The 18106-nt window shown below is 58.8% G+C and carries 17 protein-coding genes; 13 read left to right on the top strand and 4 right to left on the bottom strand.

Going from position 1 to position 18106, the window contains the following annotated elements:
* The first annotated feature begins 20 nt into the window (after positions 1-20).
* From glp to sepX, 3 genes are all read left to right on the top strand, one after another.
* Positions 21-1310, top strand: coding sequence for a molybdotransferase-like divisome protein Glp (gene glp / locus WM42_RS02535; protein ID WP_062035576.1), 1290 nt, complete (start codon positions 21-23; stop codon positions 1308-1310).
* 2 nt (positions 1311-1312) lie between these two features.
* Entirely contained in the window at positions 1313-2023 is a 711-nt protein-coding gene (locus tag WM42_RS02530) for a GNAT family N-acetyltransferase (protein WP_061921308.1), read from the top strand.
* Between the two features lie 147 nt (positions 2024-2170).
* Positions 2171-3481, top strand: a complete 1311-nt coding sequence (gene sepX / locus WM42_RS02525) for a divisome protein SepX/GlpR (RefSeq protein WP_061921311.1) — start codon at positions 2171-2173, stop codon at positions 3479-3481.
* Positions 3482-3494: 13 nt separating this feature from the next.
* On the opposite strand, the gene WM42_RS02520 is transcribed toward sepX, so the two are convergent.
* The gene (locus WM42_RS02520) at positions 3495-4247 is read right to left on the bottom strand and encodes a DNA-3-methyladenine glycosylase I (RefSeq protein WP_235591019.1); all 753 of its coding nucleotides are present in this window, start codon (positions 4245-4247) and stop codon (positions 3495-3497) included.
* A 158-nt stretch (positions 4248-4405) separates the two neighbouring features.
* Between WM42_RS02520 and WM42_RS02515 the strand changes: the two genes are divergently transcribed.
* Both WM42_RS02515 and WM42_RS02510 read left to right on the top strand, forming a co-directional pair.
* A complete protein-coding gene (locus WM42_RS02515) occupies positions 4406-4819 on the top strand; it encodes a DoxX family protein (protein ID WP_061921314.1) in 414 nt (137 codons plus the stop codon).
* Positions 4806-5501, top strand: a complete 696-nt coding sequence (locus WM42_RS02510; RefSeq protein ID WP_062035575.1) for a zf-HC2 domain-containing protein — start codon at positions 4806-4808, stop codon at positions 5499-5501. The genes WM42_RS02515 and WM42_RS02510 overlap by 14 nt, the downstream gene beginning before the upstream one ends.
* A 32-nt stretch (positions 5502-5533) precedes the next feature.
* Here the strand turns inward: WM42_RS02510 and pmt are convergent, their stop codons facing one another.
* On the bottom strand, positions 5534-7144 hold the full coding sequence (gene pmt, locus WM42_RS02505) for a protein O-mannosyltransferase (RefSeq protein ID WP_162492784.1): 1611 nt from the start codon (positions 7142-7144) through the stop codon (positions 5534-5536).
* A 78-nt stretch (positions 7145-7222) separates the two neighbouring features.
* Between pmt and rsmI the strand changes: the two genes are divergently transcribed.
* The 4 genes from rsmI (at position 7223) to WM42_RS02485 (ending at position 13298) form a co-directional block, all read left to right on the top strand.
* The gene (rsmI, locus tag WM42_RS02500) at positions 7223-8086 is read left to right on the top strand and encodes a 16S rRNA (cytidine(1402)-2'-O)-methyltransferase (protein ID WP_062035573.1); all 864 of its coding nucleotides are present in this window, start codon (positions 7223-7225) and stop codon (positions 8084-8086) included.
* 196 nt (positions 8087-8282) lie between these two features.
* Positions 8283-10097 carry a BCCT family transporter gene (locus tag WM42_RS02495; RefSeq protein ID WP_062035572.1) on the top strand — a complete coding sequence of 605 codons (1815 nt, stop codon included), beginning with the start codon at positions 8283-8285 and terminating at the stop codon, positions 10095-10097.
* Between the two features lie 188 nt (positions 10098-10285).
* A complete protein-coding gene (metG, locus tag WM42_RS02490; protein WP_062039073.1) occupies positions 10286-12118 on the top strand; it encodes a methionine--tRNA ligase in 1833 nt (610 codons plus the stop codon).
* 1 nt (position 12119) lies between these two features.
* Positions 12120-13298 (top strand): MFS transporter, encoded by a 1179-nt coding sequence (locus WM42_RS02485; RefSeq protein WP_062035571.1) that lies wholly within the window; start codon positions 12120-12122, stop codon positions 13296-13298.
* On the opposite strand, the gene WM42_RS02480 is transcribed toward WM42_RS02485, so the two are convergent.
* Together WM42_RS02480 and WM42_RS02475 are read right to left on the bottom strand one after the other, a co-directional pair.
* Positions 13268-13783: a GNAT family N-acetyltransferase gene (locus tag WM42_RS02480; protein ID WP_062035570.1), complete on the bottom strand. Its 516-nt coding sequence runs from the start codon at positions 13781-13783 to the stop codon at positions 13268-13270. The genes WM42_RS02485 and WM42_RS02480 overlap by 31 nt on opposite strands.
* A 38-nt stretch (positions 13784-13821) precedes the next feature.
* Positions 13822-14022 carry a GNAT family N-acetyltransferase gene (locus WM42_RS02475; protein ID WP_062035569.1) on the bottom strand — a complete coding sequence of 67 codons (201 nt, stop codon included), beginning with the start codon at positions 14020-14022 and terminating at the stop codon, positions 13822-13824.
* Here WM42_RS02475 and WM42_RS02470 point away from each other — a divergent pair.
* The 4 genes from WM42_RS02470 to WM42_RS02455 all read left to right on the top strand — a co-directional run bounded on the left by WM42_RS02470 (position 14021) and on the right by WM42_RS02455 (position 18096).
* Positions 14021-14839 (top strand): TatD family hydrolase, encoded by an 819-nt coding sequence (locus WM42_RS02470; RefSeq protein ID WP_062035568.1) that lies wholly within the window; start codon positions 14021-14023, stop codon positions 14837-14839. The two genes, WM42_RS02475 and WM42_RS02470, sit on opposite strands and share 2 nt — an antisense overlap.
* A gap of 205 nt (positions 14840-15044) precedes the next feature.
* Positions 15045-16196 carry a resuscitation-promoting factor gene (locus WM42_RS02465; RefSeq protein ID WP_062035567.1) on the top strand — a complete coding sequence of 384 codons (1152 nt, stop codon included), beginning with the start codon at positions 15045-15047 and terminating at the stop codon, positions 16194-16196.
* Between the two features lie 95 nt (positions 16197-16291).
* On the top strand, positions 16292-17149 hold the full coding sequence (rsmA, locus tag WM42_RS02460) for a 16S rRNA (adenine(1518)-N(6)/adenine(1519)-N(6))-dimethyltransferase RsmA (RefSeq protein WP_062035566.1): 858 nt from the start codon (positions 16292-16294) through the stop codon (positions 17147-17149).
* Positions 17143-18096: a 4-(cytidine 5'-diphospho)-2-C-methyl-D-erythritol kinase gene (locus WM42_RS02455; protein WP_082787615.1), complete on the top strand. Its 954-nt coding sequence runs from the start codon at positions 17143-17145 to the stop codon at positions 18094-18096. Before rsmA ends, WM42_RS02455 begins: the two co-directional genes overlap by 7 nt.
* The last annotated feature ends 10 nt before the right edge of the window (positions 18097-18106 follow it).

Here is an 18106-nt window from a genome sequence, read left to right as displayed (position 1 = left end):
AACAGGGAAGGCGGCAATCTATGCGTTCAGTAGATGATCAGCTTGCGATGATTACTGATGCGGCGGTGACACCGGAACCAGTGCGTATCGCGATTGCGAACTCGCTGGGACTGATGTGCGCTGAGGAAGTGCAAGCCAATCAGCCGCTGCCCGGATTTCCGCAGGCGGCAATCGATGGCTACGCGGTGCGCGCCGTTGACGTGGGAGGCGAGCGTGCTTTGAAGGCGCGGCGCGCTACTGAAGAGGACGCAGAAGGGGAGCAAAAGGGCCCTGAGGTTGAGCGTTCCATCCCCGTGGTGGGTGAGGTTCCGGCGGGTTCGCGCCAGCCACTGCGCTTGCAGCCGAAACAGGCGGTGCGCGTTTACACCGGTGCGCCTTTGCCCACGCTTGCCGACGCCGTCCTTCCCCTCGAGTGGACAGACCGCGGCCGCAAGCGCGTGACGGCGCATCGCCCTGTGCGCTCGGGTGACTTTGTGCGCCGAGTTGGCGACGATATCCAGCCGGGCGATGTCGCAGTTTCTTCGGGAACTATCCTGGGACCTGCGCAGATTGGCCTTTTGGCCGCTGTCGGTCGCTCAAAGGTTTTGGTCTATCCGCGCCCGCGCGTGACCATCTTGTCCTTTGGTAAGGAACTCGTGGACATCGATCGCGAACCGGGCCTGGGGCAAGTATTTGACGTTAACTCCTATTCCTTGGCCGCTGCGGCGCGGGAAGCAGGCGCTGACGTACAACGCGTCGGCATCGCGGAAGGCGAGCCGCGACGAATCCGCGAGGCGCTGGAAACACACATCGCCCGCAGCGAGGTCCTGGTGGTTTCCGGTGCGGTCGGCGGCGCCGGTTCTGAGGCAGTGCGTGAGGTACTGCGCGAGCTCGGCGATATCGATACCTCCCGCGTGGCCATCCATCCGGGGTCTGTGCAAGGCTTTGGCTTGCTGGGGGAGGAGCGTGTTCCAACGTTCCTGTTGCCTTCGAACCCGGTCTCGGCATTGGTCATTTTTGAAGTATTCGTACGCCCGCTGATTCGCCTTTCTCTGGGCAAGCGCAATGCAAATCGCCGCGTAGTTCGTGCACGTGCACTCAATCACATGGATTCGCGGCCAGGACGCCGCGGATTTATCCGTGCTCGCTTGATGCGCGATGCTGAGACTGCCGATTATTTGGTTGAAGGCTTGGGCGGTGCGAGCGGTGCGCCGGCCCACTTATTGGCGGGACTATCGGAAGCGAATGCGATGATTAGGATTCCTGAAAGCGCCACCGAGATCCGCCCGGGTGACGTCGTGGATGTGCTCTTTTTGACGCAGCGCAGCTAGGCATGCTGGATCCTTTCGGGACTGCGGCGGGGCGCCTACGTGTACCTGCGAGTGGGCCACCGCGAGAAGAACATCCAGGGTGGCCGGAATCCACCCCGAGTATTAGTTTGGCGCCTTCCAGAGTTCTACCGGAGGGCGGAGTCCTCCGCCTGCGTCCGCTGATGCGCGGCGATGGCCGTGACTGGCGCCGTCAGCGCGTCATCGATGAGCAATACTTACGCCCGGTGGAACCCACCATCCCAACGACGTGGGAAAACGCGCATTCGGGAAATTCTTGGTGGAACCATCTGATGTTCCTGCGTGACAACGCGCGGATGGGCAGTATCATCCCCCTGGTGATCGAGCTGGATGGTCAGTTTATGGGCCAGGTGACGCTGGGCAATATTCAGCACGGCAGCATCGGGGAATGCTGGATTGGTTACTGGGTTCATTCCGCAGTCCACCGCGCCGGCGTTGCTACGGCCGCGTGCGCACTGGGCGTTGACCACGCCTTCCGCCGCGTAGGTATGCACCGCGTGACAGCGACCTATTTGCCGGAGAACCCTGCCTCAGGCAAGATCCTGAAGTCCTGTGGTTTCCGCGAAGAGGGATATCTGCGTCGCAACCTGCATATCAATGGCGCCTGGCGCGATCACTACTTTGTGGCGCTCAACCGCGACGACTATCCGAACACCGCTGTCGCGCGGTTACGGGCGGAGGGGCGACTTCTTTAGCTGGGTGCCCCAGTTGGCGGGTAGATTTCGCCACTGTTTTCACACAAGTCACAACATTGTAATTTCCCCGATTTTGAGTCCTTATAGGGGCGGATAAGGCGCTAACGTTGAGTCAAACTCTGCACCCTACGGAAGGCCACCCATACCGTGTCCACTGCTGTGCCCATTATCGCCATCATCGTGGTCTGGGCTTTTATCTTGGCACCTTGGCTGCTGCGTTCGCAGCGTCCGATGAGCCACACAGGCGAAGCCTTTGATGACACTCGCGTGTTGTTCGAAGGCGACTCCGGAAACGTCGCCGCGCGTCGCCGCCCGCGAGTTAACAAGCGTGACGTGCGCCGTTTTGAAGACGATACCGAAGATTACGAAGTCGTCGACGCTAGCGATATCTCCGTGGTTGACGAGGAAGAAACCCCTGCCGTGACCATCGCCGGTGCCGCAGCAAAGGCTAAGGCGAATCCGCGCCAGCCGGGCGCGCAGCTGTCTGATGAGCCTGATGGCGATGACGCAGTAAAGGCGGACGCACCGGAGACCGTTGAGGGTGAAATTGTCGAAGAGTCCGGTAAGGCCAAGGCCGAGACTCCGGCGAAGGAAACAACCCCAGCCGGCTCCGCTGTCCCAGTTTCGGCGCAGCAGGATAAAAACGAAGAGTCGGAGGACACAGCGAGCGAATCCGAAGAAGATGAGCTCCTCATTGAGGATGAAACCGAAAAGGATAAGCCTGCGGATCTGAAATCCAAGCTGGCGGATGACGCGGAGGCGGCAGAGGTCTTCAGCGCGCCAGCAGTGGCCGAGGTCGCAGACGATGCTTACGACCTTGATTCGGCATATACCTCGCCTGTGGACTTGATGTATCCCGGCGCGGTCGACACCGAGGAACAGGTGAGCCAGATTCCACAGGCCATCGAGTCTGTCGAGGAATCCGAAACTGAGATGGATGAGGATACTGATCTATCTGAGGATGAGGTTGCTTTTGCGCAGCGTCGCCTTGGGCGCGGCGGCTGGGATCCGGTAGCAGAAAAGGCTGCTTCCGCAACCCGCTACCAGCGCCGTCAGCGTACGCTGTTGGGTCTTTCCTTGGCGGTTGTTCTCACCGTGTGCTTGGGCATCGTAGTAGGTAGCTGGACCTGGTGGTTTGCGGGAATCGCCGGCATCGTCACCATGATCTATTTGATTGCTCTGCGTACCCAGGTCCGTCAGGAGCAGGCATTGCTGCGTCGCCGCGTGTACCACCTGCGCCGCGCCCGTCTCGGCGTCCGCAGTGCAGAAGATGATGAACTGGCCATCCCGCGTAGCCTGCGCCGCCCAGGCGCTGTAGTACTGGAAGTTGACGATGACAGCCCGGACTTCGACCATCTGCCGGTCCATTATGATGACGATGAATTCGACGGCTTCGACGGACCGCACGTGAGCAATCGCCAGCGCCGCGACGACCTCGCATCACGCCGCGTGAGCTAGATGCCTTCGTGAACTAGATATTCTGAACTGGATGCTTGAAAGCATCCAGTTCACTTTCCCAGACCCCGGACGTTCCGCGGCGATGAGAGCCAATGAGATGGGCATCTACCATGCCGATGGCTTCCATTAGCGCGAAACAGGTAACGGGGCCTACGAAAGTAAAGCCCTCCTTCTTCAAGGCCTTGGATAATTCCTTGGCCTTGTCGGTCGTTTTAGGGATGTCTTCCATATAACGCGGGTAGAGATTTTCCTCCGGCCTGAAGGACCAGATGAATTCGCTCAAGCCGCCCTTTTCACGCAATTTCACCGTGGCATCTGCATTGTTAATGGCAGCCTCAATCTTGCGGCGATTCCGAATAATCTCCGGGTTATTGAGTAGACGCTCTACTTCAGCTGCACCAAAAGCCGAAACGATATCCGGGTCGAAGCCAGCGAACGCAGCGCGGAAGGCTTCGCGCTTGCGCAGGACAGTGGCCCAAGACAGCCCTGACTGGAAGCCTTCCAAAGTTAAGCGTTCAAAAAGTCCCGCTTCATCGCGGACCGGCATTCCCCACTCGGTGTCGTAGTACTCGCGCAACAGGGGAGAGGCCATCGCCCAAGGCGGACGGCCAACTCCCTCGGCGTCGTAGACCAGCCCGGTTCGCTCCGAGTTAGCCGTGTACTCGGGGGCGGAGGCGTTTGGGGTGCCTATGGTGGGTGCGATACCTGTGGTGGCCTTATCGCTTTCCGCCTGCTGCGGCTCGGCGAAAGGATTCGTCATGGTCATGTCTTTTCCTTCGTTGAATGTGTAAGCGCATTTGGCTCTTGCACTATTTGACTGCCTTTTGCCCGTATCGGTTCCCAGCGGCTGTCGATGAGCTGTGCGTTAGGGGCATATACAGTTGATTCGCCAGCACCTAGGGGTTCCAGGGTAGTGTATTTCTCATGAATAGACCCGCCGTTCGCGATACCGCGCTGCTGCTTTTGCGAGCAGTACTAGGCCTCGTTTTCGTCGCGCACGGTGTTGACAAAATGTTCTTCGCCGGAATCGATGAGACCACAGGGCAGTTCTCTGCGATGGGCATCCCTCAGCCCCATGTTTCTGCGTATATCGCAGCATTGGGGGAGATGATCGGCGGCTCCCTGCTCGTTGTCGGGCTTCTGACCACCTTTGTCGCTGGTGCCCTGGCGCTGTTTATGGCGTGTGCATTGTATTTTGTGCACCTAGGCCATGGGCTTTTCGCTGCGGACGGCGGCTTTGAATACCCAGCGGTGCTGATTGCCTCGCTGGTGATGATTGTCGTCTTCGGTTCCGGCCGCGTCAGCTTGGATGGAGTGTTGAGCCGTGTTGACGCATGAGGAAATCCAAGCTGCAATCTCCGCGCAGCTCGACGGTGAACCCACCGACGTTTCTAGCGATGTCATTGAAACTCACGTGGAAAGCTGCGAGCAGTGCCGTGCTTACCGCGACAAGGCCGCGGCGCTTTCCCGCTCATTGAGCTTCGTCGAATCGGCCGAAGGAATGGCACCCCCACAAGATCTTTCTGAGGTCATCATCGCCGGCGTTGAGCCAGAGTGGCGCCGTGCCTCCAGCGCACGTCAGACCACGCTGACGGTAGCGCGCGTTGCACTCGTGGTACTCGGATTGCTCTTTTCTATCTGGGCTATCTTCGTGGTGGTTAGTGCTTCCGGGCTCGCCGTCACCGGCGCCGAGGGAGCACTCGACCCTACCGCTGATCCTGAACGTGCACGCCTTCTCATCGAGGGCGCGGCCTTGCGCTTCGGCCTGGCCATCGGTTTGTTCTTTGCTGCCTGGCGGCCAGCTTCCGTTCCCGGCATGCTGCCGGTTGCAGCAACCATGTTTGCCTTCCTTTTTGGCTTTACCATGCGCGATATTGCGCTGGGCACAATCATGATGAGCCAGATATACATTCTCCTGGCCACCGGTATAAGCGCGATTGTCCTGGCTTGGGCTTGGGTAGCCCATAAAGGTTATTCAGCCGCCGATTTCTGGCGTTCTTTGAGCGCGAATCCGCATTAAGAGATCGCGCTGAGAAACCGGATTACAGGAATCTAGGTCCAAGAGTTCAGCCACATCATCGACTCGTACCATTTGTCCGGAATCATGAAACCATAAAGAATTGGCGAGAAGTAGATGAACATCGTCACTACCAAGCACAAGTAGCAAATTGCCACGAATGTTCCAGTCCGGATTTCCCCGCCAGCAAGCGAAGTCAGCCAGTCCCAAGAAATCTTCTTGCCATGTCCAATCATCTGGCCCAGCGCGAGGGAGATCAGCACGATGACAAACGGGATGAAAGCCGTGGCGTAGAAGAAATACATTTGGCGGTCGAACGCAGCCAACCAAGGCAGGAAACCTGCAGCGAATCCAACCAACGGGATGAGGAATGCGCGGTTGCGGCGCACCAGCAGTGACCATAGACCCCACAACACGGCTGGAATGACCAGCCACCAAATGGCAGGCGTGCCAAAGAGATAGAGCATCTTGCGGCAGGTGCCGGCGCCGCTGCACTGCAGATCAGTAGAGGAGTAGTAGAGGATGGGGCGGGCCGCCACGAGCCAAGCCCAAGGCTTTGAATCCCATGGGTGCGAGTGCCCGCTGGAGGTGGTCAGGGAAGCGTGAAATTCCAAGACCGAAGAGTGGTAGTAGAACCAACCAGCGAGTGCATCGGGCAGGGCTTGCAGCGGGGAGTCTTCAGCGATAGTTCCATCCACCTTGGCATGGCGGAACACGGAGGTTTCGGAGGCAAACCATGCGCGCCAAGTCCATACGTAAATAGCTAGCGGAACCAGCACTAGGGAAGCCAGAGCTGCCGGGGTATCGCGGATGAGCGTACCCAGTACGTAGCGGCGTACGTGATAGCGGCGTCGCAAAGCAAGATCGCTAAAGACCGAAAGCAGACCAAAGAACATGATGTAGTACAGGCCAGACCACTTCACGCCAAGGGCTAAGCCGAGGAAGACGCCTGCGGTGAAACGCCACCAGCGGAAGCCTAAACGTGGCCCGAAATCGGACGAGCCCATATTGCCCGTGATAAATGCCGTGTGCAGACGTAAACGCATCTGGTTATGGTCGTGTGCCAGTGCCCATGCGGCCGCGACGATGAAAAAGACCTGGAAGATATCCAGCATTCCGAACTTTGAAGAAACCAAAAGCACGCCATCGCATACCGCAATCAAGCCGGCCATCGTGGCAACCTGCCAGGAACCAGCGACGCGGCGGGCGAGCGCCATTGTCAGCAGCACGGTACCTACACCAAAAAGCGCTGCCATCAGGCGCCAGCCAAGCGGGCTATAGCCAAAAACAGACTCGGAAACAGCAATGATTTGCTTAGCCAGCGGCGGGTGAACCACCAGGCCATAGCCTGGATTGGACTCGATGCCGCCGATAAAGAGGTTGTCCCAGCTACGCACCATGTCGAAGGCCTGCGGAACGTAATGCTTCTCGTCGAAGACTGGCGTGCCCTGCGAGACGGGGGCGGAGAGCCTGATGAAACGGGTGATGAAAGCTAAAACTGCAATGACGCCGGTGCTGACCCAATCTGCTTTGCCCCAAGCATAGGAGGTAGGAGCAGCAGGGGCGGCGAAGGCATGCTTGCCACGCGGCTTTCCTGCTAGCTTGGCCTGTGGGGTGCCTGCGGGCTGCGAAGAGTCAGTAGCAATAGTCACTTAGATGAGTTTAGGCTACGCGGCGGACCCCTGGGGATTCTGCTTGTGCAAAGTTGTGGAAAGCTAGGGGACATGAATACTTCGTTTCGTCTAGATCCCCTTCCACGCGGAGTAATTGTGGCAGCCACCCCTCTGGGTAATATCGCAGATGCTTCGGCACGACTCATGCAGGCGCTGCAGCATGCCGACATCGTGGCGGCGGAAGATACGCGCCGCGTCCGTAACCTGGCGCAGGCTCTGGGGATCGAAATCCGCGGCAAGGTGGTCTCCAACTTTGATCACAACGAAGAAGGACGCGCAGCCCAACTTGTCGAGGCCGCTCGTTCCGGCACCGTTTTGGTTGTCTCCGACGCGGGTATGCCTCTGGTTTCTGATCCAGGGCACTCCATCGTTGCTGCAGCAGCCGAAGCTGGGGTGCCGGTGACGTGTTTCCCCGGGCCATCTGCAGTGCCCACCGCTTTGGCTCTGTCCGGTCTCGGCGTCGGTCACTTCCTCTTCGACGCCTTTGCTCCACGCAAGGCCGGACCGCGCAAAGCGTGGCTGGAATCGCTGCGCGGTGAAAAACGCGCCATTGTCTTCTTTGAATCTCCCCACCGTTTGGCGCAGACGCTTGCCGACGCCGCGGCGGTTCTGGGTGAAGACCGCCCTGCTGCCGTGTGTCGCGAACTGACAAAGACCTATGAAGAAGTAAAGCGCGGAAGCTTGGGTGAGTTGGCAAAGTGGGCTGAGGACAATGCTCGCGGTGAAATCACGGTTGTTATTGAGGGTGGGGAAGAGGTCCCCTCATCGCTTGAGGAACTGGTGGATAAGGTCCAGCGCCGTGTGGCAGATGGAGTGCGCGCGAAGGATGCTTGCAAGGAAGTCGCTGCCGGTACTCAGGTGTCCAATCGCGAACTTTATGACGCCTTTTTGAGTGCCCGTGACAGCGAAAAATAGTGTTAAATGCCCAATTGTTGCAGGATTGTTATAGCCAAAAGCTCACGGGAGGATAAAAGACCTGCATATGCTGGTTAATTTTCATTTGTGTGCCTGATTGCAAAGTAAGATTATCCTGCGAAAATGCTGGATTTAGGTCGCTGTACTGCGCATATAAGTTTGACGCCTGGCATTAGCCGCGCTCATTCTGGAGTGCATGACTAATCCAGAAACAGATTCGAATACGGCAAAGGGTACGGATCCGGCGTCCAGTGCGGCGCCGGTTTCGTCTGAGGAGTACCAGACCGTTGATGAGAAGCTGGAATCAGCATCTGCGACGAGTCAGCTACAAAACATGCTCGGCGACGAGGACTTCGCTCCTCATGAGATGACCGAGCCGGAAATTGAAATCGCAGCCGATGACAACGCTCCGATCGACTGGACCATCGTCGGCATCACTGGCGTGCTTATCGCCGCCATCGTTGCATGGGGCTTAGCCGCGCCGACCAACTTCGCGGACTTCGCAAGCGATGCACTGAGCTTCGTTGTTAACGACTTTGGTTGGGTCTACGTCCTCTTCGGCACGATTTTCGTTGTATTTGTTATCTTTATCGCCGCCTCCAAGTTCGGCACCATCCGCTTGGGCCATATTGATGAAGAGCCTGAATTTTCTACGCCTTCCTGGATCGCGATGATGTTCGCAGCCGGTATGGGCATCGGCCTGATGTTCTACGGTGCTTCTGAGCCGCTGAACTACTACCTCAACGGAGTTCCTGGCCATGATGCTAAGGAAGTGGGCACGTCGATGGCTACGGCGATGTTCCACTGGACCCTGCACCCATGGGCTGTTTATGCCATCGTTGGTCTCGCAATTGCGTACTCGACCTTCCGTATTGGCCGCAAGCAGCTGCTGAGCCAAGCATTCGTGCCGCTCATCGGCCAGCGCGCTGCCGATGGTTGGGTTGGCAAAATCATTGACATCCTGTCCATTTTTGCAACCGTCTTCGGTACCGCATGTTCCCTGGGTATCGGTGCAACCCAGATCCAGGCTGGTATCCAGGCTTCTGGCCTCATCGACAACCCATCCCAGAAGGTCGTCGTTGGCATCGTCCTCGTGCTGACCCTGGCCTTCCTGCTTTCCGCAATGTCCGGCGTGGGCAAGGGCATTCAGTATGTCTCCAACGCGAACATGGTTATGGCCGCACTGCTTGCCATCTTCGTATTCATCCTTGGCCCAACCGTTTCCATCCTGAACCAGATTCCGGGCTCCATCGGTAGCTACCTGGATGCGTTCACCGAGATGATCTCCCGTACTGCTGAGTCCAACAACGGCGAAGCAGGCGAGTGGCTGTCCACCTGGACCATCTTCTACTGGGCATGGTGGGTCTCTTGGTCCCCATTCGTCGGTATGTTCCTGGCACGCATTTCCCGTGGCCGTTCCGTCCGCGAATTCTGCATCGGCGTCATGCTGATCCCGGCTGGTCTTTCCACCGTGTGGTTCGCCATCTTCGGTGGCACCGCAATCCACATGGAGCAGAAGGGTAACTCCATCTCCGGCGAGTCCTCTGAGGTTGAGCTGTTCAACCTGCTGCACAACCTGCCTGGTGGTTTCATCGCCGGCATCATCGCAGTTATCTTGCTGGCAACCTTCTTCATCACCTCCGCTGACTCGGCTTCTACCGTTATGGGCTCGATGTCTCAGAACGGTGCATCCAACGCTAAGCCATGGCTGTCCGCAGCATGGGGCGTTGCCACCGCGGCTGTTGGTCTGACCCTGCTGCTGGCTGATGAGGATTCCCTGACCAACCTGCAGAACGTCACCATTGTGGCTGCGCTGCCATTCCTGTTCATCGTTGTGGGCCTGATGTGCGCCATCTACAAGGCGCTCAGCAATGACATCATCTACTTGGAGTACCGCGAGTCCCAGGCATTCCAGCGCAAGCTTGCCCGCGAGCGCCGTCTGCACCGCGAGTACCAGCGCGCTGAGGAGCTCAAGAAGCGTCGTCAGCGCAAGCGCGCTCAGCACAAGTAAAGCTAAAGCAAGCGATTTAGTCGCTTCCTAAAGCTTCTTTACGCACCCTCCTGCACAATCGTGCAAGAGGGTGCGTTTCTTTATGCGTCTTTATGCGCGCAAATATCCTTGTGCGTGGATCTTTCACCATTGTCGATGTGACCCCCTCAACGCGCGCTGTTGACCAAGGCTTCGATAAAGTGGTGGGCATGACTGAGTCGGTAGTAGTAAATGTTGCCTGGCCGTATGCCAACGGCCCCCGCCACATCGGACACGTGGCAGGCTTTGGTGTTCCTTCTGACGTATTCGCACGTTTCCAGCGAATGCGTGGCCGCAACGTTCTCATGGTCTCTGGCACCGATGAGCACGGCACTCCGTTGCTGGTGCAAGCCGACAAAGAAGGCGTGACCGTTCGCGAACTCGCGGACCGTTATAACCGCCAAATTGTCACCGACCTCGCCGGCTTGGGCCTGTCCTATGACCTTTTCACCCGCACCACCACGCGCAACCACTACGCGGTAGTACAGGAGCTGTTCAAGGGCCTTTATGAAAACGGCTACATGCTCAAGGAAACCACCAAGGGCGCCATCTCGCCGTCGACTGGCCGTACCTTGCCTGACCGCTACATCGAGGGAACTTGCCCAATTTGTGGTGCTGAGGGGGCGCGCGGCGATCAGTGCGATAACTGCGGTAACCAGCTGGACCCAGTAGATCTGATCGACCCAGTTTCCAAGATCAACGGTGAGACCCCGGAGTTCATCGAGACCGAGCACTTCCTCCTCGACCTGCCTTCCGTGAAGGACGCACTGGAGGAATGGCTGAAGACGCGCGAAGATTGGCGTCCGAACGTCCTGAAGTTCTCCCTGAATTTGCTCGAAGACATGCGTCCGCGCACCATGACCCGCGACATCGACTGGGGCATCCCAATTCCGGTAGAGGGCTGGGAGGAAAACTCCGCAAAGAAGCTCTACGTCTGGTTTGACGCTGTCATCGGTTACTTGTCTTCTTCCATCGAGTGGGCGCATCGCACCGGAAACCCGGATGCATGGAAGGATTTCTGGCAGAACGATGAGGCTCGCCATTACTACTTCCAGGGCAAGGACAACATCACCTTCCACTCGCAGATTTGGCCTGCGCAGCTCCTGGGTTACGCCGGTAAGGGCGCGAAGGGCGGCGAGCTGCACAAGTTTGGTGAGCTGAATCTACCTACCGAGATTGTTTCCTCCGAATACCTGACGATGTCCGGCTCGAAGTTCTCTTCTTCGAAGGGCGTTGTCATCTACGTCAAGGACTTCTTGGCGGAGTTCGGCCCGGATGCGCTGCGTTACTTCATCTCCGTGGCCGGTCCAGAAAACAATGACACGGACTTTACATGGGACGAGTTCGTGCGCCGTATCAACAACGAACTGGCCAATGGCTGGGGCAACCTGGTCAACCGCACCGTCTCGATGGCCTACAAGAACTTCGGCGAAGTCCCAGCTCCCGCCGCACTGGAAGAAGCCGACAAGGCCATCCTGCAGCTGGCGGAGGAGACCTTCGAGACTGCGGCAGGTTACCTCGAGCAGTCGAAGTTCAAGCAGGCTATTACCGCCGTCATGCACGTCGTTGGTGAGGCGAATGCTTATATCGCTGCGATGGAGCCATGGAAGCTGGCCAAAGATGAGACCCAGCGCGAGCGTCTAGCCACCGTCCTCTGGACTGCACTCCAGGTAGTCTCTGACTGCAACGTCATGCTCACCCCGTTCCTGCCGTTTACCGCGCAGAAGGTCCACGAGACCTTGGGCCGCGACGGCGTCTGGGCGGCACAGCCTGAGGTACGCGACGTCGTGGATGATATCCCGGTTGAACTCGTAGGCGTTGGCCTGCCGCCGGAGAATCACCCGTACCCAATCATCACCGGTGATTACACCGCCCAGCTGGCAGCGTGGAAGCGCGTAGACGTCGAGCCTGGCACTGCGCTTTCCAAGCCGAAGCCGCTCGTGGCAAAGCTTGACCCAGAGCTTGGTGAGACCGGCCCTGAGTGGGCACCCGTCCAGAAGTAAGATGGTGGCTCGCCGAAGCATCGCGGCCGCTCTCGCTTTTGCGGTCGTTACCTTAACTGCGCTGAACCTGCGCGCCGGAATCGCCTCCGTGGCGCCGGTGCTGGGGGACATCAGCGCAGCTTTTGGCGTTGGCCCTGCCATCGCCGGGACCCTGACAGCCCTTCCTGGTCTGTGTTTCGCACTGATGGGCTGGGCTGCCGTTCCTATCGCGCGGCGTTGTGGCCTGACCACGACTCTTCTCGGCGGCGCAGTGGCACTCGTGGTGGGGCTTGCCGCGCGCCCATGGGTAAGTAGTTTCGTACCCTTCGTTGCGCTCACGCTGCTCGTAGTCGGCGGCATCGCTGTCACCAACATCTTGTTGCCTGCATGGATCAAGACCTACGGAACTGCGCGCACCGTGGTGGCGTTGATGACGACTTACACCACTGTGCTTGGCGTATCGAGTGCCCTTGGTCCAATGTCTACCCACCTGGGTGGCTGGCGGATGTCGTTGTTTGCGTGGGCAATCCCTGTCGCCCTGCAGGTAGTGGGGTGGCTGATTGCCTGTAAGCACACCGGCGTCGATCCAGTGCAAAGCCCGGATACCGCGGCGATTCCGATGCGCCGTTCGCGCACCGCTGTTGCACTTCTTTTCTTCTTTGGCCTGCAATCCACCATGGCTTATGCGCAGATGGGGTGGCTGCCCACGATGCTTGAAAGCCGTGGGGTCTCCGCCTCCCGGGCCAGCCTGGCGCTCGCGCTCATCGGCGCCATCAACGTTGTCGGCGGGCTCATCATGCCGGTTCTCATTGAGCGGCTGCGAGATCTCCGTCCCGTTCCACTGGTTTTGTCGGCTGCTACCTTGGCCGGCTGGCTGGGTGTGCTCGTCAATGCGAGCGCAGCGCCGCTTACCTGGGCCACTCTGATGGGCGTCGGCGGAATGTGCTTCCCGCTGGCCCTCGCCCTGATTGCCGCGCGCACCCGGCAGCCGGAGGTAACAGCACGCCTTTCCGGCTTCGTGCAGCCGGGTGGCTATATTCTGGCTGGCGTATTCCCGTTCCTCTTCGGCGTTCTCGCGCAAGCAACCGGCGGCTGGGAGGTTCCGTTGGGTGTGCTCATCGCACTTACCCTAGCGATGTCGGTGGCAGGCGTTGCCGCCGCCCGCTCGGTCTACATCGACGACGAGCTCCTGTCGAAGTGACGTTGCAGGTGCACTAGGCCCAGACGCACTCCGTCCTTGGTGTGGATATTGGGCATGCGGCCGGTCTCTTCGAAGTGGAACTTCTTGTGGAGGCGGATGGAAGCCTCATTGGTATCGACGATGTAGGTGATCATCGTCTGCACGTAGTTGTTGTCTTTGGCATCGTCGACCACGGCACACATGAGCTCGTTGCCCACGCCCTTGCCGCGCGCCGAAGGAGCGACGTAGACGGAGTTTTCTACAGTGCCGTAGTAGATGGCTGGCGTTACGAACTGGAAATAGGCAGCCCAACCGATGATCTCGTCATCTTCTACGGCAACGAAGACGGGGTAGCCGTCCTTTTCCATTTGCTCGAGCCACTCGGCGCGATCCTCGACAGATTCTTGCCAGGTGACCAAGTTGGCCGCCGGGGTAGCGGCGGAGGCGGCGTTGTAGATGGAGGCGATTGCGGCGGCGTCGGCAGGCGCGGCGGGACGTACGTGCATAGGTGTCAGGGATCCTTAAACAATAAGAAGCTGCGGGGCTAAACGAGCAGCTGCAAATGGGCGAGATTTAGCCAGTGTCCCCTCTTGTAGGACACCTCTTTGAACGTTCCTACATTGGCAAAACCGAACTTCTCATGCAACTTGATGGATGCGACGTTGGTGCCCATGCCTTGGCCTTGGGCTGCCGGATCCAAAAAAATGGTGGTTTCGTATGCGTTCCAGATTACAATTGCGTCCATGTCTAAAAAGAAGCCACGCCCAGTCCCTGTTCCAGCAGAAGGCTTGTCACAGCTTGTCGACGCCCATACACACCTAGCCTCCTGCAAGGACCCAGCCGCCGACATCGTGTCCCGCGCCGGTGCTGCAGGGGTGTCGCGCATGGTTACGGTAGGCGATGGCTTGGAAGAGGCCGAGCGGGCGTTGCAGGCCGCGCACGAATTTTCCAATGTGTGGGCAGCGTGCGCCATCCATCCCACCAAGGCGCAGGAATTGGACGAGCAGGCACGTACGCGGCTGGCGCAGATGGCTGCGGACCCACGCTGCGTGGCAATCGGGGAGACCGGCCTTGATACCTATTGGATTAAACATGAGCCGGAATCCACCGCACCACTTGAGGTGCAAGAAGAGGCGCTGCGCTGGCACATGGATCTGGCCAAGGAAACCGGTAAGGTCTTGATGATCCACAACCGCGAGGCGGATGCGGACCTGTTGCGGGTGCTTGGCGACGCCGAGAATGTCATGTTGCACTGTTTCTCCTCGCCGTTTGATGTGGCGAAGGAAGCACTCGAGCGCGGCTGGGTGTTGTCTTTTGCCGGCAACGTGACCTTTAAACGCAACGAAGAGATGCGCGCGGCGGCAGCCGCCGCGCCGGCAGGCCAGCTGCTGGTGGAAACTGACGCTCCGTATATGACTCCGGAGCCATTCCGCGGCGCACGCAACGAGCCGACCTTCATCGGGCATACGTATAACTGCATTGCTGAGGTGCGAGGCATGCGCGTCGAGGCACTGATCGAAGAGGTTAACCAGACGTTCACTTCGGTATTCGGCCTCTCCTAGGTTAGATTTAAGCATTCATGCTTAAATCTGTGACGATCTTCATATTCGGAGTTTTTCCTGCTCAGCGGTGATGGACGTGCCAAATGTGAAAGCAGTGTTGGAAGTGGTGTAGGTAGAAAAATCGTTTTCGACTGCATCCTGCTGTTATCGTATCGTTATTCAAAGATTTACTCTGCTTCCCCCCCGTTTTCGATGAGAGAGTTTCATGAACCAGATTAAGCGCATCAATTCTTCCCGTTCCCTGCCTCTGCGCCTTGCCACCGGTGGTGTGCTCGGTACTTTGGCAGTGGGCGGAGTCGTCGCTGTTTCTGCGCAGAAGGACATCACCCTTGACGTCAACGGCGACAAGGTCGAGCTGGCCACCTTCGCGGGTAACGTCGATGAGGCGCTGCAAGCTGCGGGCGTCAACGTCGGCGGCGAGGATCTCGTTTACCCGGCTCCTTCTGAAAAGGTTGCCGACGGTGACAACATCACCGTGCGCACCTCTAAGCCAGTTGCCGTTACTATCGACGGCGTCGAAAAGCAGCTTTCTTCCACCAACCTCACCGTTTCTGATCTCTTGGGTGAGCTAGGCGGCGTGAAGCCCGGTGCTTCTGTTACCTCCGGTGACAAGAAGGTGGAAAAGGATGACGCTCTGGAAGATGGTATGGAGTTGGAGGTTACGTCGCCGAAGATCGTCAAGATCAACGACGGCGGCAAGATTACCTACACCAACATTGCTGCCAAGACCGTCAAGGACGTCATCGAGGAGCGCGGCATTGGTGTGGATGAAGATGACCGCGTCTTCCCCGCCATGGACACCCCGGTGACCAACGGCATGTCCATCAAGGTTGACCAAGTTTCTACCACCTTCTACGACGCCACCGAAGAGTTCGAGGCAGAGCCAAACTACGTCGATGACCCAGAGCTCGAAGAGGGCACCGAGGAAATCCGCGAGGAAGCCGTCAAGGGTGAGCGCAAGGTCACCCGCAAGCTGGTGATGAAGGATGGTGCCAAGGAATCCGAGGACGTCGTCAAGGAAAAGGTCGTTACCGAGCCGGTTGCTGCGACCATCGCTCGTGGCACGAAGAAGCCTGAGGCTGGTGGCGCGGCTGCACCCGCCGTAGCCGATGGCTCCGTCTGGGACTCCATCGCACAGTGCGAGGCAACTGGTAACTGGGCGATTAACACTGGCAACGGCTTCTCCGGCGGCCTGCAGTTCACCCCATCCACTTGGGCTGGCTTCGGCGGCACCGCATATGCGCCGGAAGCATGGCAGGCAACCCGTGAGCAGCAGATCGCTGTAGCTGAAAAGGTTCAAGCCGCGCAGGGCTGGGGCGCATGGCCTGCTTGTACCGCGAAGCTGGGACTGCGCTAAGCATGTAGCCCTTTAGGTGCCAATTCGCGCCACGTTTAAAGCCCGCGAAAGCGGGCTTTCTTTGTATCCGGAAAACCTCGACTACTCTAAAATGCATGACTGAACCCAAACTGCTCGGGCCCATGGAAATCCGCCAATTGGCCGAGAAGCTGGACGTGACCCCGACGAAGAAGCTGGGACAGAACTTCCTGCACGATCCCAACACCATCCGCCGCATCGTTAGTGCGGCGCAGTTGCAGCGGGAAGACCGCGTCGTTGAGGTAGGTCCCGGCCTAGGATCTCTGACTTTGGGCCTGCTCGAGGCAGTCGATGACCTTACGGCGATAGAAATTGATCCACGCCTTGCAGCGCAGCTGCCGGATACCATCGCGCAGCGCGCACCGAAGCAAGCAGGCAACCTGCGGCTCGTGGAAAAAGATGCTCTGCGTATTATGGCAGGCGAGTTGGGCGAGCCGACTGCGCTGGTGGCAAATTTGCCGTACAACGTTGCGGTGCCGGTTCTTTTGCGCATCCTGGAACTTTATCCCTCCATCCGCCGCGTACTCGTCATGGTTCAGCTTGAGGTGGCAGAGCGTCTCGCCGCCAAGCCTGGCAGCAAGGTCTATGGCGTTCCTTCGGTGAAGGCTTCCTTCTACGGCAACGTCCGGCAGGCCGGAACCATCGGCAAGAACGTCTTCTGGCCGGCGCCGAACATCGAGTCTGGTCTAGTGCGCATCGACTGCTTCGAGAACGCGCCGTGGCCTATCAACGATGAGACGCGCAAGGCGGTTTTCCCACTTGTCGACGCCGCCTTTGCACAGCGCCGCAAGACCCTGCGCGCGGCACTCTCTGGTCACTTCGGCGGCGGCCCTGCCGCGGAAGAGGCTCTAGTGGCAGCCGGCATCGACCCGCGCCAGCGTGGTGAGAAGCTGGCCACCGAAGACTTTGTCCGATTGGCAGGTGTGAATTGTTAATTCGTGCTCGCGCCCATGCGAAGGTCAACCTGCACTTAGGAGTCGAGGCGGCGCGTCCCGATGGCTTCCATGAACTCGCCACCGTCTTTCAATCGCTGAATATTTCTGATGTGGTTAGCCTCGAAACGCTTGAGGATAGCACTCCTGCAGCGATGACCACGGGCCCAGTCGTGCAGGAACTGCGCGCGAGCGGTACCTATGCCGCAGGCGTGCCGGAAAATGACAAGAATTTGGCATGGCGAGCCGTTGAAGCGGTAGCGGATGCAGTACGCGGCGAGCGCGAGCTTGCCTTGCCCAAGGTCAAGTTGCAGCTAGAAAAGGGGATTCCCGCCGCCGGCGGCATGGCGGGCGGTTCTGCGGATGCGGCCGCGGCATTGCGCCTGGCCGCTCACGCATTTGCTGACTTCGGCGCTGTAAGTGAAGAAGAACTTCTAACACTGGCAGCGCGCCTAGGCTCTGATGTGCCCTTCACGCTAATCGGCGGCACGGCGCTGGGCACGGGTCGCGGCGAGAAGTTGGCGCCGATGCTTAGCCGCGGAACGTATACGTGGGCCATCATCACCAATGCGGAAGGGCTGTCCACTCCGGCCGTCTTTGCCAAGATTGATGAGCTTCGCGCAGCGGGGAAGGGCAGCAACCCCACCATGGACACTTCCGCGGTGGCGCAGGCGCTGATGAGCGGGCGTCCCGAGGCTCTCGCAAAGGTGCTGCGCAATGACCTGCAAGCGGCAGCTCTTTCTTTGCGCCCAGACCTGCGCAAGATTCTGGACACTGGAATGGCCGCCGGTGCGCTGACTGGAATCGTATCTGGCTCTGGTCCTACCTGTGCCTTCCTCTGCGAGGACGAGGAGACCGCTGGTGAAGTCGTGGCCCAAGTGATGTTCGATAACAAGGGCACCCGTGGCATTGTGACCACCTCGCCGGCACCAGGAATCGAAGAAATTTAGGGTGTTATTA

Source organism: Corynebacterium simulans (assembly GCF_001586215.1).
Taxonomy (GTDB): domain Bacteria; phylum Actinomycetota; class Actinomycetes; order Mycobacteriales; family Mycobacteriaceae; genus Corynebacterium; species Corynebacterium simulans.
This window is presented reverse-complemented; position numbering and strand designations above follow the sequence as displayed.

Excerpts from the sequence above, each read along its gene's own strand:
- glp (WP_062035576.1), top strand. The coding sequence starts at position 21 with ATGCGTTCAGTAGATGATCAGCTTGCGATGATTACTGATGCGGCGGTG.
- WM42_RS02530 (WP_061921308.1), top strand. The coding sequence starts at position 1,313 with ATGCTGGATCCTTTCGGGACTGCGGCGGGGCGCCTACGTGTACCTGCG.
- WM42_RS02520 (WP_235591019.1), bottom strand. The coding sequence starts at position 4,247 with ATGACCATGACGAATCCTTTCGCCGAGCCGCAGCAGGCGGAAAGCGAT.
- WM42_RS02515 (WP_061921314.1), top strand. The coding sequence starts at position 4,406 with ATGAATAGACCCGCCGTTCGCGATACCGCGCTGCTGCTTTTGCGAGCA.
- rsmI (WP_062035573.1), top strand. The coding sequence starts at position 7,223 with ATGAATACTTCGTTTCGTCTAGATCCCCTTCCACGCGGAGTAATTGTG.
- WM42_RS02495 (WP_062035572.1), top strand. The coding sequence starts at position 8,283 with ATGACTAATCCAGAAACAGATTCGAATACGGCAAAGGGTACGGATCCG.
- metG (WP_062039073.1), top strand. The coding sequence starts at position 10,286 with ATGACTGAGTCGGTAGTAGTAAATGTTGCCTGGCCGTATGCCAACGGC.
- WM42_RS02485 (WP_062035571.1), top strand. The coding sequence starts at position 12,120 with ATGGTGGCTCGCCGAAGCATCGCGGCCGCTCTCGCTTTTGCGGTCGTT.
- WM42_RS02480 (WP_062035570.1), bottom strand. The coding sequence starts at position 13,783 with ATGCACGTACGTCCCGCCGCGCCTGCCGACGCCGCCGCAATCGCCTCC.
- WM42_RS02470 (WP_062035568.1), top strand. The coding sequence starts at position 14,021 with ATGTCTAAAAAGAAGCCACGCCCAGTCCCTGTTCCAGCAGAAGGCTTG.
- WM42_RS02475 (WP_062035569.1), bottom strand. The coding sequence starts at position 14,022 with ATGGACGCAATTGTAATCTGGAACGCATACGAAACCACCATTTTTTTG.
- WM42_RS02465 (WP_062035567.1), top strand. The coding sequence starts at position 15,045 with ATGAACCAGATTAAGCGCATCAATTCTTCCCGTTCCCTGCCTCTGCGC.
- rsmA (WP_062035566.1), top strand. The coding sequence starts at position 16,292 with ATGACTGAACCCAAACTGCTCGGGCCCATGGAAATCCGCCAATTGGCC.